The organism is Pseudomonas sp. zfem003, from assembly GCF_032621675.1.
Taxonomy (GTDB): Bacteria; Pseudomonadota; Gammaproteobacteria; order Pseudomonadales; family Pseudomonadaceae; genus Metapseudomonas; species Metapseudomonas otitidis.
Map to the genome: position 1 here is coordinate 312,369 of NZ_JAVYJG010000001.1, position 15,622 is coordinate 327,990.

The window sequence follows — 15,622 nt, forward strand, 5'->3', positions numbered from 1 at the left end:
ACCGCCATGAACCTATCGCAGTTCCTCGGCACGCTGCCCATCGATGGCACGCCGCTCAACCTCTCACGCCGCCGGTTCGTCGGCGCCAGCCTCGGTGCCCTGGTGCTCGGCGCGCTGCTGCCGGCCCCGGTGCTGCGCGCGGCCGAAGCCGCCACGGTGAAACCCGGCACGCGCCTGCCGGCCTTCCTGGAGATCCGTGCCGACGGCAGTGCCCTGCTGCGCAGCCCCTTCGTCGAGGGCGGCCAGGGCATCTACACCGCTTTGGCACAGATCGTCGGCGAGGAGCTGGACATCGCTCCGGAACGCTTCAGCGTCGAGTGCGCGCCACCCGGGCCGGACTACCTGCTGGTCAACGGTGCCCGCTTCACCGGCGGCAGCTTCTCGGTGCGCTCCAGCATCGAGGTGATGCGCCGCCTGGGCGCCAGTGCGCGGCAGATGCTGCTGCAGGTGGCGGCCGCCAAGCTCGACGTACCGCTGGCCAGCCTCGACACGCGCCCTGGCGAGGTCGTCCACCCCGCCTCCGGCCGCACCCTGGACTATGGCGAACTGGCCACCCTGGCCGCCGCCCTGCCGCCTCCCGCCGAGGTGAAGCTGCGCGACAGGAAGGACTTCCGCTGGATCGGCCAGCCAGTCAAGCGCCTCGACGCCCGCGACAAGGCCACCGGCAAGGTGGCCTACACCATCGACCTCACGCTCGACGGCATGCTGCTGGCCGCCGTTCAGCACGCCCCGCGCATGGGCATGGAGCCGGAAGCCCTGGCCAACGAGGCCGAGGTCAAGGCCATGCCCGGCGTGCACTCCGTCCACCGCCTGCCTGGCGCCGTGGCCGTGGTGGCCCAGCGCTGGTGGCAGGCCCGCCGTGCGGTGGAAAGCCTCAGGGTGAGTTGGCGCGAGGCACCGGCAGGCACCGCCCACGCCATGCCGGCGGACTTCTCCTCGGCGGCCTTTCGCGAGCGCCTGGCAGCCACGCCGGGGCCGGGTGTGGTGGCCGAGCAGAGCGGCCAGCCCGACGCCCAGTTCGGGCCGCAGGCCACGGTCATCGAAGCCACCTACGACGCGCCCTACCTCGCCCATGGCCAGCTGGAACCGCCGTCCACCCTCGCCCGCTACAACGCCGACGGCACCCTGGAGCTGTGGCTGCCCAACCAGGCACCGGAGATGTTCCAACAGGCTGCCGCCAAGGTGGCCGGCCTGCCGCCGGAGAAGGTCATCCTGCACTCCCCGCCCCTGGGCGGCTTCTTCGGCCGGCACTTCCTCTACGGCACCGCCAACCCGTTCACCCAGGCCATCCTGCTGGCCAAGGCGGTGAAGGCGCCGATCAAGCTGATCTGGACCCGCGAGGAGGAGTTCCTCCGCGACGCCTTCCGCCCCATGGGCGTGACACGCCTGCGGGCCACCCTCGATGCCCAGGGGCTGCCCCACGCGCTGGTGGCCGAGACCATGGGTGAAAGCGCCACGGAACGCTGGTTCGGCCGGGTCCAGGGCAAGGCCAACGACAACGCCGTGGAAGGCCTGGCCGGCAAGGTCTACGCCATCCCCCACCGGCGCGTGTCGCAGGTGTACGTGGAGCACCCGCCCACCCTCGGTTTCTGGCGCTCGGTGGGCCACTCGATGAACGACTTCTTCTACGAGTCCTTCCTCGATGAACTGGCCGATGCCGGCCAGCAGGACCCCTATGCGCTGCGCCTGCACCTGCTGGCCGAGCAACCCCGGCACAAGACCCTGCTGGAAGCGGTGGCGGCGCTGTCCGGTGGCTGGAAGCGCGGCCCCTTCACCGCTGCCGACGGCAGCCGGCGGGCCCGGGGCGTGGCCATGGCCTCCCCCTTCGGCAGCGAAGTGGCGACCATCGCCGAGGTGTCCATCGAGCAGGGGCAGATCGTGGTCCACGACGTCTGGGTGGCCTTCGACCCCGGCTCCATCGTCAACCCGGCCATCGTCGAAGCGCAGGTGAAGTCGGCCGTGGCCCTGGGCCTGTCCTCCGCCCTGCTGGAAGAGGTGGTGTACGAGAACGGCCAGCCACGTGCCCGCAACTTCGGCGCCTATGCCGTGCTGCCCCAGGCGCGCATGCCCCGGGTACACGTACGCATCGTCGAGAGCGGTGCGCCCATGGGCGGCGTCGGCGAGCCGGGCCTGCCCGGCGTGCCACCGGCCGTGGCCAATGCCGTGGCCGCCCTCACCGGCCAGCGGCTACGCAGCCTGCCCCTGTCCCGGGCGCGCTTTGCCGACGCGTAAGTGTCGGCCCCAACCACACCGGAGAACCGCCATGAAGCACCCGTTCCGCACCACCCTGCTGCTCGCCCAGCTCTGCACCGGCACGGCCCTTGCCGGCGAGGCCGAAGGCATCCAGGTGCAAGCCAATGGCGCCCAGGCCAGCCAGAGCGGTCCGGCCGACTACTTCACCGGCCAGGCGGTGGTGGACATGCTCTTCACCGCCACCGACTACAGCCCGGCCAGCGGCGCCCACGTCACCTTCGCCCCTGGCGCCCGCACGGTGTGGCACAGCCACCCGCGCGGGCAGACCCTGCTGGTCACCTCCGGCCAGGGCTGGGTGCAGGAATGGGGCAAGCCACGCCGGGTCATCAACCCGGGTGACGTGGTGCGCATCGCACCGGGCGTCAAGCACTGGCACGGTGCAACGGCCACCCAGGCCATGCGCCACATCGCCCTGCAGGACGCCCAGGACGGCAAGGCGGTGGACTGGCTGGAACCGGTCAGTACCGAGCAGTACACCCCCTGAAACACCGCGGCGGCCCTTGGGCCGCCGCTTCGCTTTTACCGTCTTCAGGGTTCGAGCCGGCGGATCACCACCCTCAGCGGCCCGGCCTGGCGCAAGGCCTCCACCCCACCATCCAGCCGGCCCAGCCGCACCAGCCCGCGGGAAAAGCGGAAATCCCTGTGGAAGATCGCCAGGTTGCCCCAGGGCGCGTAGTAGGCCAGGTCACCGGCCCTGGGCGTGTATCCGTCGGGCGCGCCTTCGGTGGTCAGCCGCCTGGGCAGGTCGCTGATCTTCTCGGTCTCGGCGTAGTCCTGGAGGACCTGTTCCATCGGCAGCTGGGCGAGGAACTCGCGGGTGCTGGGCGTGTCGTCGAGGGTGGCGGTGAGGGTCGTATCGTCGAGCTCAAGGCGGATCTGCATGGTGGGCTCCTGGGCGTGAGTGGGGGCGGCAAGGGCCAGCAGGCTGGCCAGGGTCGAGGCCGACACAAGTGGCCGCCAGCGACGGCGCAGGTTGGACATTCGGGCTACCTCGTGGACAAGGGCGGTCGATCCGGAGGGTGCCGTCCGCTGTCCCGCCCTGCATCCTTCGCTGCCGAATGCCGCCATGAACCGGATCGCACAATGCCCAGCACCTCAGCCCTCTGGGTCGGCCTGCCCACTCTCAGCCGGGACGGTCGTTTGCCGGCGGCCCACCAGCAGCCCGCAAGCGATGACCAGCGCGGCAGCGGAGGCGGATGCCAGCGGCCGGACCCAGGCGGCCTCGGGCAACCAGCCGGCCAGGGCCACATCCGTCACCAGCATGCCGCCGGCAATCCAGCCCAGCAGGCCGCCGCCCAGCAGCACCACCTGGGGGTAGCGATCCAGCAGGCGCAGGACGAGCTGGCTGCCCCAGACGATGATGGGGATGCTGATCAGCACGCCCAGGCTCACCAGCAGCAGGTTGCCACCGGCCGCACCGGCCACGGCCAGCACGTTGTCCAGGCTCATCACCGCGTCGGCGACGATGACGGTCCTGATGGCAATGAACAAACCGGTGCCGGCCGCCACCTCGTGGGAGGCCTCCGGCTCGGGCTGCAGCAGCTTGATGCCGATCCACAGCAGCATCAGCGCCCCGGCCAGCTTGAGGAAAGGCAAGGCGAGCAGTTGCAGGGCGAAGAACAGCAGCAGGATGCGCAATGCGATGGCACCCGCCACGCCGCCGAGGATCGCCCGGCGACGCTGTGCCTCGGGCAGGTGGCGGCAGGCCAGGGCGATGACCACGGCGTTGTCGCCGCCCAGCAGGATGTCGATGGCGACGATCTGCGCCAGGGCCATCCAGAATTCAGGCTGTGTCAGCCAGTCCATCAGGGGTATCTCCTTGGGTTGCAGGGCGCCCGTCCGAGCGCCCGGGTGATCCGCTGGGCACGCAGCATCCGGCCCTACCAGAGGGCGATGTCGTAGGTCATGTAGAGCCGGTTGTTGTCGCGGTCGCGGCTGTAGCTGGAGCGGTAGGCGATGTGCCGCCACTTGAGGCCCAGCCCCTTGAGGGCGCCCGTCTGCACCACATAGGCCAGGTCGAGGTCACGCTCCCACTCATTGGCCGCCACCTCGGCCCCCCGCAGCACGGTGGTTCCATCCCGTCCCTTGAAGTAGCGCAGGCCGGCACTCAGCCCCGGCGCGCCGAGGGCGGCGAAGTCGTAGGCGTAGCCGAGCATCCAGGTGCGTTCGTCCTCCTCGACGAACTTGCCCACCCCGGCATTGCTGAAGCTGTAGACGGTGGAGCCTTCGACGAAGGGCAAGCCCCCTTCCCCATTCAGGCGCTGGTAGCCGGCGCTCAGGGCATGGCCATCGACGCTGTAGGTCAGCAGGGCGCTGAGCATGTGGTTGTCCAGCTCGCCGTTGCGGGCCTGCCCGACATCGCGGCTGCGGAAGTAGCGCAGGTCGCTGGTCAGGCTGCCGGGCCCCAAGGACAGGGTGTGCACCAGCCCCAGGTAGTGCTGCCGATAGAAGGCCTCCAGCTCGCCCAGGTAGTAGCTGAGCACCAGCGGCTTGCCGACCTTGTAGTCGCCACCGGCAAACCAGAAACCCTCGCCCCGGTCGCCGCCGTAGCCATCGGCCGTGAGGGGGCGGTCGTCGCTGGAATCGCGCTGGCGGCCCTCCCTCAGGTAGCCGGCGGTGAGGCTGAAGCCGGGGATGCCGACGCTGGACACCTGGGTGCCCTCGAAGGTCTGCGGCAGCAGGCGGGCATCGTTGCGCACCAGCACCGGCAGCCTGGGTTGCAGGGTGCCGTGCCGGAGGGTGGTTCCGCCCAGGCGCGCCTTGGCGGTGAGGCCCAGGCTGGAGAACTCGTCCGCCGCCCGACCGTCGTCATGGCGCGGCAGCAGCCCGGTACCGGCCCGTCCGCGTCCCGAGTCCAGCCTGACGCCCAGCAGGCCGAGGGCGTCGAGGCCGAACCCCAGCGGGCCTGGCGTATAGCCGGACTGGGCGTCCAGCAGGAACCCCTGGGCCCACTCCTCGCGGCGGGACTGGGCGCTGGCAGCGGCCCGGGGCGACATCCCGGACTCGTCCTTGAAGTCGTCGTTGAAGTAGAGGTTGCGCAGTTGCAGGGTGGCCTTGCTGTCGGCGAAGAAGCCCTCGGCAACGGCCTCGGGTGCAAGCGCGGCGGCCACGCAGGCGAGTACCGCGCCGCTGCGGCGCAGGGCGTGATGGGGAGACATGGTGCACCTCACGGGTGGGAAATCGCCCGCTCCCGGAAGGGAGCGGGACGCTGACGGACGGGAAGGCTCAGGCGACCAGGCTGATGGCGCCGCTGAGCAGGGCCAGTGCGGTGATGACCAGCGAGGTCAGCACCGCCCACTTCAGGGTGAAGCGCTGGAAGTCGCCAATGTCCCGGTCGACCATGCCGATCAGCAGCAGCGTGGAGGCGACCAGGGGGCTCATCAGGTGCACCGGCTGGCCCAGCACCGAGGCGCGGGCGATCTCCACCGGATCGATGCCGTAGGCCGAGGCCGCCTGGGCCAGGATGGGCACCATGCCGAAGTAGTAGGCGTCGTTGGAGAGGACGAAGGTCAGCGGCATGCTGGTGATGGCGACCACCAGCGGGAAGATCCGGCCCCAGCTGGCAGGGATCATCTGCACCAGGGAGTTGGCCAGGGCATCGACCATCTGGGTGCCGGAGAAGATCCCGGCGAACACACCGGCGGCGAACACCAGCAGCACCACGGTCATCGCATTGCCCGAGTGGGCGAGGATGCGCTCCTTCTGCTCTTCGAGGCGCGGGTAGTTGACCATCAGCGCCACCACGAAGCCGAGCATGAACAGCACCGCCGCGTTCATCAGCCCCATGACCAGGGCGGTCATCACCCCGATCACCAGCAGCAGGTTCAGCAGGATGCGGCGCGGCCGCTTGTGCGGGCTGTCCGCCAGGATGGCCTTGATGTAGCAATCGTCGCCGCCGGTCTTCAGGTGCACGCTGCCGATGCGCTTCAGCTCGCGGCGCCCCAGTACCCAGGCGGTGAACACCACCCACAGCGCCCCGCCGACCATGGTCGGCAGCATGGGAATGAAGTACGCGCTGGCATCCAGCCCGAGCACCGCGATGGCGCGGGTGGCGGGGCCGCCCCAGGGGCTCATGCCGCTCATGATGCTGAGCGAGAGCATGGCGATGCAGGCCAGGACCAGCGGGTTCATGCCGATGCGCCGGTACAGCGGCAGCATGGCGGCGACGGTGATCATGTAGGTGGTGGTGCCGTCGCCGTCCAGGGCGACCATGAGCGAGAGCAGCGCGGTGCCGATGGCGATCTTCACCGGGTTGCCGTTGACCGTCTGGAGGATGCGGCGGATCAGCGGGTCGAACAGCCCGGCGTCGATCATGATGCCGAAGAACAGGATGGCGAAGAGCAGCAGCGCGGCCGAAGGGGCGACCGTCTTCAGACCGTCGAGCATCATCTTGCCGAGTTCGGGGGCGAAGCCGCCGGCGAGCGCGAAGGCAATGGGGACCAGGGTCAGGGCCACGACCGGGGAAAGGCGTTTGGTCATGATCAGGTAGGTGAACACGACCACCATGGACAAACCGAGCAGAGAAAGCATGGCGTTGGACTCTTGTAGTTATTAGGTTCCTGCCTCGGGCGGGCGGCGCGAACCGCCCGCCATGAAGCCGCTGATCGAGGGAGCGGGCAAGGGCCCGTCAGGCTGTCGCGTCGGGGTACGGCCGCAGTGGCCGGCTGGATCGGAAGGGGTGTGCGAAGGCTGTGGCATGCATGTCGGTTACCCGTCTTGTGTTTGTTATGTCGGGGATGGGAGGTGAGGCCCGGCGGTCAGTGCAGGGCCTCGGGAAGGCGGTAGAACAGGCGCCCGTCCATGATCTTGCGGGCCGTCCGGATCAGTGAGACGCGGGCGATGTCCAGGGGATTGCCGCCGCGCAGCTCGACCTGCAGGTCGAGGTGGCCGGAGGGGTGCTCGATGCGCACCGCCTCCAGCGTCCGCCCCGCCTCGGTGCGGCCGCTGTCCAGGGCCAGGCGCTGGGCGAGGCTGCCCGGTACGTTGACCGCCGCGCCCAGGGCGATGGCCCCCGTCACCGCCAGCGCCTTGTGGCAGCGCTGGGGCACGAAGTAGCGGGCGCAGAGGGCGGCGTCGCCGTGGCGAGCGGGGCTCAGGAGGATGGGCTTGGGCAGGACCGAGCCGCTCACGTCGCCCATGCCCATGCGCCGCCCGGCTTCGAGGCGGATGCGTTCCAGCCGCGCGAGCAGCGCCCCGTCTGCATCCAGCACGGCGGGGTCGGCATGGCCGTCCACCCCCAGGTCAGCGGCGCGGATCAGCACCGTTGCCGTGGCGGCGTCGATGCAGCTGACCTCCACCCCGTCGATCCACTCCAGGGCCTGGCCGGTGGGCAGCAGCGCACCGGTCTTGGCACCGGCCACGTCGAGGAAGCTCAGGCGGATCCCCGCGGCGCGGCCCGGCACGCCGCTGATGCAGGTTTCGCCCTCGTACTCCACCCGGCCACGGGGCGTCGGTACGACGCACTCGATGATGCGCTGGGTGTTGAGGTTGAACACCCGCACCCGCGTCTCGCCGTAGGTCGGCGCCACCAGGCCGGTCTCGATGGCGAAGGGGCCGACGGCAGAAAGCATGTTGCCGCAGTTGGGGGTGTAGTCGACCCGGCGCTCGATGACGTCCACCTGGGCGAACAGGTAGTCCACGTCAGCGTCCTGCCGGGAGGAGCGGCCGACGATGGCCACCTTGCTGGTGAGCGAGTTGCCGCCGCCGATACCGTCCACCTGGAGCGGGTGGCCGGAGCCCATCAGGTCGAGCAGGACCTCGGTCCGCGCCTCGACGGATTCGGGCAGGTCGTTCATGTGGATGAAGGGGCCGCGGGAGGTGCCGCCGCGCATGATCATGCAGGGGATGCTGTTCATCATCTTGGTCTAACCCATGACCGTTTCAACGATGGACAGAGCTTGTCAGCGCCGTTTTAATGCTTCAAATGCAAATATCGACCACGATAAATAACCAAATCGGATTAATGCACAAACCAGCAAACGGACTGACCTTTCATGCATCGAATAGAGTTCCTTGACCTCGCCGCCTTCGTCCGGGTGGCCGAATCGCAGTCCTTCCAGGAAGCCGCCCAGGCCCTGCACCTGTCCCAGCCCGCCCTCTCCCGCCGTTTGCAGAAGCTGGAGGAAACCCTCGGCGCCAAGCTGCTGGAGCGCACCACACGGCGCACCTGGCTGACCGAGGTGGGCAAGGACTACCTGCCCCGCGCGCGGCGCATGCTGGAAGACTACGAGTCATCGCTGCAGGGCATCCGCGAGCTGAAGACCCACCAGAAGGGCACCGTCACCATCGCCTGCATTCCCACCGCAGCGTTCTACTTCCTGCCCAGTGTCATCCGCGTGTTCAACGAGGCCTATCCGGGCATCCGCATCCGCATCCTCGACGTCAGTGCCAACGAAGGGCTGGAACGGGTGGTGAGCGGCGACGCCGATTTCGGCATCAACATGATCAGCGCCCAGCACCCGGACGTGAGCTTCACCCCGCTGCTGCGGGACCCGTTCGTCCTCGCCATGCGCAGCGACCACCCGCTGGCCGCGCTACCGGAAGTGGGCTGGCCGGACCTGCAGAACGTCCGGCTGATCACCGTCAGCCGCGACAGCGGCAACCGCATGCTGCTGGACAGCGCCCTCTCCGGCCACGGCATCCGCCTCAACGGCTTCTACGAGGTGCAGCACCTGTCCACCTCCCTGGGCCTGGTGGAGAGCGGCCTCGGCGTGGCCATCCTGCCGCGCATGGCGATGCCCGACGCCGAGCACGAGAACCTCTGCTCACGGGACCTGCCACCCCCGCATATCGAACGCACCATCGGCCTGGTCCGCCGCGACGGCGAGCCGCTTTCCAGCACCGCCGAGCTGTTCATCGAAATGCTGCTCAGGCGCTGGCGCGAGACCGGGGAGCCACCGCAACCCGAACCCCGCAAGGGCCGGCGGCAACGGACGTGAACCGCCACCCTATCCTCAGGGCCATATCCCTGAAGGCAGTCAGGCGCGGGCCTGCTCGCGATTGAGCTGGCGCCAGTGCTTGGGCGTCATGCCCACCAGGCGGCTGAAGGTGCGGCTGAAATGGGCCTGGTCGGCGAAGCCGCATTCCAGGCTGACCTGGGCGATGGACAGGCGGTCCTCGGCCAGCAGCTGCTTCGCGGTGCGCACGCGCAGGTCCAGGGTCCATTCCTGGGGCGAGAGGCCGGTGGTCTTCTTGAACGCGCGGGAGAAGTGGCTGCGGGACATGGCGCACTGCTGCGCCACGTCGGCGATCAGCAGGCGGCTGTGCAGGCTGCGGGCGAGGATCTCCTTGGCCCGCTTCTCCTGCCAGGGCGACAGCGCGGCCCGTTCACCAGAGGTGCGCTCGGCGCCCCGGTAGCGCGCCAGCAGGTGGTCGCAGAGTTGCCGGCTGAGGGACGAAAGCACCGAGCCATCGCCTTGGGGCGCGCCCTCCAGGGCGGACTGCAGGCGTTGGGTCAGGCGGTAGGTCTCGGCATCCAGGGGGGTGTCGGCGACGAGCGTCAGTGCGGTCATGGCGGCTCTCCTTGGGGATGGGCAGAGCCTCGCCCGGCAGCAGCCGGGGCGTCCTTTGGCGAACCTGAAAAACCCTTAAACCGCCCTCACCCGGCCGCCAGCGGCAGGGTGAAGAAGAACAGGCTCTCGCCGCGCCGGCCACGGGTCGCGCCGAGCCGACCACCATGGGCGCAGAGGATCGACTCGCAGATGGCCAGCCCCATGCCCATGCCGCTGGCCTTGGTGCTGAAGAAGGCCTGGAAGATGCGCCCCTGGGCTTCCTCTGCCACACCCGGACCGCTGTCTTCCACCAGCACCAGCACCTCGCTCCCGAGAACCTGGCTCTCCAGCACCAGCCGACGGGTGCTGGGCGGCTGGCACTGCATGGCCTCCACGGCGTTCTGGATCAGGTTGCGCATCACCTGCTGCAGCTGGATGGCGTCCCCCTCGACGGTGACGCCGCTGGCCAGGCGCAGGCTGACGTCCACGTGCTTGTCGTCCAGCTCGGCGCGGGTGATCGCCAGCACCTGGCGGATCACCTTGCCCAACGCCAGGGGTCGCCGCTGGCTCGGTGCCTGGCGGGCCAGGGCGCGGGTGGCACGGACGATATCGGCAGCGCGACGGCATTCGGCGAGGATGTCGCGCAGGCCCTCCAGGGCCTCCTCCACCGAGGGCGAGTCGCGCTCCAGCCAGCGGATGCTGGCGCCGGCATTGGAAAGAATGGCGGCCAGGGGCTGGTTGATCTCGTGGGAGATGGAGGCTGCCAGCTCGCCGAGGATGGTGGCCTGGGAGGTGCGGTCCAGCTCGCTGCGCGCCGCGCGCAGCTCGGCCTCGGTGCGACGCCGCTCGGTCACATCGGAGACCACGCCGATGAAGGTCTCGTGTTCGGCGGGCTCCAGCACCAGCTCCAGGTAGCGCGGCGAACCGTCCATGGAGACGCTGCGGAACTCCAGGCGCGCACCCTGCCGCTCGGCCAGGGCGGTTTCCAGGGCCTGGCCGAAGCGCGCACGGTCGTCGGCATGCACCAGGGCGCCGGGCTGGCTGAGGTAGGCGCCGTCGGCCGGGGCCTCCAGGCGCAGTTCGGCCACCAGCGCGGCGGACCAGAACGACGGCTCCCGCCCCACCCGCCAGACGAAGGTGCCGTAGCGGCTCACCTCCTGCCCCAGGGCCAGCAGCGCCTGGGTGCGCCGCAGGGTGCTCTCGCTGTCGCGGCGCCGGCGGTTCTCCGCCAGCAGGTCGCCATAGAGCCGGGCATGGCTGAGGGAAATCGCTGCCTGGGCCGCCAGCAACGCCAGCAGGTCGATGCGGGCCGGGTCGATGGCGCCGGTGGTGAGGCGGTTCTCCAGGTACAGCGCGCCCACCACCTCGCGCTGCTTGAGCAGCGGCAGGCACAGCACGGTGCCGTTCTCCAGCTGCCCCAGGTAGGGGTCGCCGGTGTAGCAGCGCAGGGCGTAGGGACCTTCCACCAGCACCGGTTCGCGCCGTTCCAGGGCCTCGCGCACCAGGCCCAGGGGCGCCAGCCGGGCGGCCTCCGCCTCGGGCTGCAGGCGCACCGTCACCCCGTCGTGGTCGGCCTGGCCGCAGGCTTCCACGTGCAAGTTCCCACCCTCGTGGAGCAGCAGCGCGACGTAACCGGCACCGGCGTGCATCGCGGCGTTGGCCAGCAGCGTCTCGATCAGCGCCGCGGGCTCGATCTCGCGGGACAGCGCCTGGCAAGCCCGGGTGATGGACAGCCGGTCCAACTGCTCGGCGACCGGTCGGGGCCCATCACCCACGCTGCTGCCCTCGCAGAGGAAGGGGTGTGCCTGCTCCAGTTGCACCGCCAGGGTGTGGGCGCCCCAGCGCCGCCAGGCGGCATGGGCCTGGCGCAGGTGCTCACGGGCGGTGCCGGGCAGCTCCAGCGCTTCGTGGCAGCGGGCCGCCAGCTCGTGGCTCAGGCCCTTCAGGTGGATGGCACCACAGGCTTCGGCACAGGCGATGGCGCGCTCGTAGAGGCGCAGCGCCCGCACCGGGTCGCCTTCGGCGCGGGCCACCTCGGCCTCGGCCAGGGCCAGGCGGTCGGCGAAGTAGCGCGGGTTCAGCCCCGCCCACAGGCGCAGGCGGCGCAGCGGCTCGGCATAGTCCTGCGGCCGGCCGGTGGCGGTCTGCAGGGCCGCGCGGTTGAGCACGCTGAACATCGCCAGGTCGATCTGGTGGATGTGCACCGGCGCGGACCAGGTCAGCGCCCAGGCGGCGTCCAGGTGCACGGCCGCCTCTTCCAGCTGCCCTTCGAGGAAGGCCAGCAGGCCTTCGAACAGGCTCCACCAGAAGCGCAGCGGGCCCATGTGGCTCCAGGCCACCCGCTGGCGCAGGATCTCCACGTCCGGGATCGGCAGGTGGCCGCCGCCCTCCCCGGCCAGCCGGCGGATGTAGCGGGCCTGGGCGTGGAGGATGGTCTGCGCGTCGAGGAACTCCAGGTTGCGTGCCAGCTCCAGGCCGCTGTCGATCTGCCCCAGCATGCGTTCGATGGGGGCGCCCAGCACCAGCAGGTCCGAGACGATGTGGTTGTTGGCGTAGCAGGCGAAGCTGGGCGAGCCCTGGGCCAGGCTGGCGCGGTAGGCCTGCTCGGCGCATTCCAGGGCGAAGGGCAGCGACTGGGTCCAGACGCTCACCTGGTCCAGCGCCACCAGGGCCGAGACACGGCTGGCGGCGTAGGCCGGCTGCTCCGCCAGTCGCCGCGCCACGGCACTGAAGGCAAAGCCTTCGGCATGGCATTCGAAGCGCTCGGCCGCTGCCACGCCGAGCCACGCCAGGGCCTGCACGGCCGCTGTGCTGAGCCCGTGCTGCAGGGCCATGCGGGCGATACACGCGGTGGCCAGCAGCATCAGGTTCGGCTGGATGAACGACCCGGGCACCACCAGCGCGGCCAACAGCTCCATCACCGCCAGTGCCTCGGCATCCTGCGCCTCGGGCAGCTCGGCGAAGCACGCCGGCGGACGGCCGTCCAGTTCGGCCAGCAGGGCCTGCCAGGCTTCGGCGGCCTGCTCCGGCGTGGGCGCACAGGGGAACACCACGTCACGCTCGTCCAGGGCGGCGGCGACACACGCAAGGGCACCGGGGTAGTCACCCCGCAGGCAGTGGATCTCCACCCGCAGGCGCTGCAGGGCGATGCGCTCCAGGGCATCCGCCGTGTCGGCCAGCCGTGCTTGCAGGCGGGTATCGGCCGCCAGGTAGTCAGCACCGAGAATGAGCCCGTGGACGTGCAACAGCTCCACCTCGCGGGCACGGGCCGGGTCGTCCAGCCCCTGCAGCAGGGCCTCGGCCTGGTGCAGGTAGTCCAGCAGCGGGCCGGGGGCGACGGCGTCGGCGGCCAGGCAGGCGGCACGCAGCAGCAGGTCGACGAAGCGGCGCCGGTCCTCGGCATCCAGCGTGGCCGGGGTCACCCGCAGCACCTGGGCGGCCACCCGGAACACCGCCGCAGCGGGGGCCTGCGTGGCCAGCCCGGCCAGCAACTGGCGGGCGAAGCCGGCGTGCATGCCGGCCTGGTGCTGCGCCGGCAGTTGCCCGCGCACCGACTCCAGCAAGGCGTCGTGGGCGAAGGCCAGGCCCTCCGCCTGCTCCTCCAGCAGGCCGGCCTCCCGCGCGGGGTGCAGGTGATGGGCCACGGTATCGGCGGGCAGGCCGCTGGCCTGGGCCAGTTCGTCCAGCGGCGTGCGGTTGCCCAGCAGGGCCAGCGCTCCCAGCAATTCCCGGGTGTTCTCCGGCAGGCGCCGCAGGCGCACCTCCAGCAGGCTGGCCACGTCCACCACCGGGCCGTCGGCCATCAGTGGCGTATCGCCGGCCTCGCGCAGCAGGGCGGCGAACTGGGTGAGGTACAGCGGGTTGCCGTGCCCCTGCTGCTCCAGGTGCCCGGCCAGGCGGGCATGGGCCTCGGGCTGCAGGCTCAGGCCGGCGCCCAGCAGGTCGCCGATGCCCCGCGCGCCCAGGGGCGCCAGGTCGATGCGCACACAGCGCTCGCCAAGCCCCTCGCACGCGGCCAGCAACGGCGCGGCAAGGCTGCCCGCCCGGCATTCGGCAGGCCGGTAGGCGAGCACCAGCAGGCAGTGGTCGAAGGCCGAAGGGGCCAGCTCGCAGAGGAAGTCGCGGCTCTCCTCGTCGATCCACTGCAGGTCGTCGACGAACAGCAGCAAGGGATGCTCCCGCCGGGCCAGGGCGCCCAGCAGCCGTTGCAGCACACCGTGCAGGTAGCGTCGCGCTTCGCTGGGCGGCAATGCCTCGGCAGGCAAACGGCCATCGCCCAGCAAGGGCGCCAGCGGCGGAATGAGGCGCACCACCCGCTGGGCATGGGTGCCCACCACGCCCTGCAGGTGTTCGCGCCAGCGCTGGGCCTGGGCCGGTGTTTCGGCCAGCAGGCGCTCGCACAGGCCGCCGAACAGCCCGGCCAGGGCCTCGTAGGGCGCGCGGCGGCGGGACAGTTCGCATTTGGCGCTGGCGAACAGCACGCTGGCGTCATCCTCCTCGCGGCGGAAGCGGCGCATCAGCGAGGTCTTGCCGATGCCGGCCTCGCCCGCCACCAGCACGGCCCCGCCCTGCCCTTTGCGCAGGCGTTCGCGGACGGCGGCCAGGGTCGCCAGTTCGGCCTCACGGGCCACCAGCAACGCTGCACCGCCTGCCGTCCGGTGCAGCGCGGCGCCTTCGCGCCAGGCCTCCAGGCAACGGCGCAGCTCGCTTTCCACCTGGGCCGCCTGGCGCGGCCGGGCGTCGGCCTGCTTGGCCAGCATGGCGGCCAGCAGCGCATCCACTGCGGCGGGCACGCCGGGCCGCAGCTGCGAAGGTGCGGGCGCGGCGACGGCCGCATGGCGGTGCTGCCACTCCAGCGGGTCGCCCGCGACGAAGGGGTAGCGCCCGGTGAGCCACTGGAAGAAGCACACTCCCAGGGCATAGAGGTCGGCCTCGGGCGTGCCGTCGCGCTCCGGCGGCAGGTAGGCCAGTTGCCGGTCGTTGAGGGCCGGGCTCCCGGGAGCGGCGTTTTCCAGGGCGCCAGCCTGGCCGAAGCCGGTGAGGCGGATGCGCCCGTCGGGCATCAGGAACAGGTTGTCCGGGCACAGGTTGCGGTGCGCCAGGCCGCTGCGATGGACCTTGCCCAGCGCCTGGGCGGCGGCCAGGGCAAGGCGCAGGAAGGGCTCCACTGCCAGGGGCTCGCGGCAGGTGAGGGAGAGCGGCATGCCAGCGTCGTCGTCCAGCACCAGCAGGGTGCCGTCGGCGCCACCCAGGCGCGCCACCGGCAGCAACGCCCAGGCCGGGTCCAGGCGCGAACCGAGTGCGTATTCGTGATCCAGCCCGGCCAGCTCCCAATGGGCGGCCTGGGGGCCTGCACGCACCACCAGCCACTGGCGGCCGGTACGGCTGTCGCGCACCCGCCAGCGGCTCAGCTCGCCGTTGCGGTCCAAGGGCTGCCAATCGACACGGGCCAGCCAGTGCTCGTCGAAACAGGCGGCCAGGGCGTCGGGCAGGTCATGCAGCAGCGGCGGCGGGCTCACACAGCCCACCCGGGCAGGCCGGCCAGCGCGGCCAGCAACGCCTCGGCACTGAAGGGCTTGGCGAGAAAGGCATGGGCGCCACGGGCCAGGGCCGACTCGGCGCCCTGCGCGCCCGCCTCGGCGGACATGCAGATGACCGGTAGCGGGCAGCCGCGCTCGACCAGCAGCGCCTGCACCTCAGCGCCCTTCAGGCCAGGCATGCGCACATCGAGCAGCAGCGCATCGGCCTGCTCCGGCCAGTGTGAGGCGAGGAAGGCCTCGCCGGACTCGAAGCACACGGCGCGCAGGCCGACCGAGCGCAACAGGTTGTCGAGGCTCTTGCGGACCTTGGGTTCGTCGTCGACGACGCACACGACCTTC

General features: G+C 70.8%; 11 protein-coding genes. 3 read left to right on the forward strand and 8 right to left on the reverse strand.

The window, feature by feature from the left end:
• Positions 1-6 precede the first annotated feature (6 nt).
• On the forward strand, positions 7-2,232 hold the full coding sequence (locus tag RTK35_RS01425; protein ID WP_316907188.1) for a xanthine dehydrogenase family protein molybdopterin-binding subunit: 2,226 nt from the start codon (positions 7-9) through the stop codon (positions 2,230-2,232).
• A gap of 31 nt (positions 2,233-2,263) precedes the next feature.
• A complete protein-coding gene (locus RTK35_RS01430) occupies positions 2,264-2,737 on the forward strand; it encodes a cupin domain-containing protein (RefSeq protein ID WP_083422397.1) in 474 nt (157 codons plus the stop codon).
• Positions 2,738-2,781: 44 nt separating this feature from the next.
• Here the strand turns inward: RTK35_RS01430 and RTK35_RS01435 are convergent, their stop codons facing one another.
• From RTK35_RS01435 to RTK35_RS01455, 5 genes are all read right to left on the reverse strand, one after another.
• Positions 2,782-3,234: a cyclophilin-like fold protein gene (locus RTK35_RS01435; protein WP_316907189.1), complete on the reverse strand. Its 453-nt coding sequence runs from the start codon at positions 3,232-3,234 to the stop codon at positions 2,782-2,784.
• 114 nt (positions 3,235-3,348) lie between these two features.
• Positions 3,349-4,062: a TerC family protein gene (locus RTK35_RS01440; RefSeq protein WP_316907393.1), complete on the reverse strand. Its 714-nt coding sequence runs from the start codon at positions 4,060-4,062 to the stop codon at positions 3,349-3,351.
• Positions 4,063-4,133: 71 nt separating this feature from the next.
• On the reverse strand, positions 4,134-5,411 hold the full coding sequence (locus RTK35_RS01445; RefSeq protein ID WP_316907190.1) for an OprD family porin: 1,278 nt from the start codon (positions 5,409-5,411) through the stop codon (positions 4,134-4,136).
• Positions 5,412-5,478: 67 nt separating this feature from the next.
• Entirely contained in the window at positions 5,479-6,783 is a 1,305-nt protein-coding gene (locus RTK35_RS01450; protein ID WP_044404795.1) for a CitMHS family transporter, read from the reverse strand.
• Positions 6,784-7,010: 227 nt separating this feature from the next.
• On the reverse strand, positions 7,011-8,108 hold the full coding sequence (locus RTK35_RS01455) for a 4-oxalomesaconate tautomerase (protein WP_316907191.1): 1,098 nt from the start codon (positions 8,106-8,108) through the stop codon (positions 7,011-7,013).
• Positions 8,109-8,246: 138 nt separating this feature from the next.
• On the opposite strand from RTK35_RS01455, the gene RTK35_RS01460 reads away from it, so the two are divergent.
• Positions 8,247-9,191: a LysR family transcriptional regulator gene (locus RTK35_RS01460; protein WP_074971267.1), complete on the forward strand. Its 945-nt coding sequence runs from the start codon at positions 8,247-8,249 to the stop codon at positions 9,189-9,191.
• Between the two features lie 39 nt (positions 9,192-9,230).
• On the opposite strand, the gene RTK35_RS01465 is transcribed toward RTK35_RS01460, so the two are convergent.
• The 3 genes from RTK35_RS01465 to RTK35_RS01475 form a co-directional block, all read right to left on the reverse strand.
• Positions 9,231-9,764: an AraC family transcriptional regulator gene (locus tag RTK35_RS01465; protein WP_160482161.1), complete on the reverse strand. Its 534-nt coding sequence runs from the start codon at positions 9,762-9,764 to the stop codon at positions 9,231-9,233.
• 86 nt (positions 9,765-9,850) lie between these two features.
• Entirely contained in the window at positions 9,851-15,262 is a 5,412-nt protein-coding gene (locus tag RTK35_RS01470; protein ID WP_316907192.1) for an AAA family ATPase, read from the reverse strand.
• A complete protein-coding gene (locus RTK35_RS01475; RefSeq protein WP_410478623.1) occupies positions 15,259-15,615 on the reverse strand; it encodes a response regulator transcription factor in 357 nt (118 codons plus the stop codon). The genes RTK35_RS01470 and RTK35_RS01475 overlap by 4 nt, the downstream gene beginning before the upstream one ends.
• Positions 15,616-15,622 lie beyond the last annotated feature (7 nt).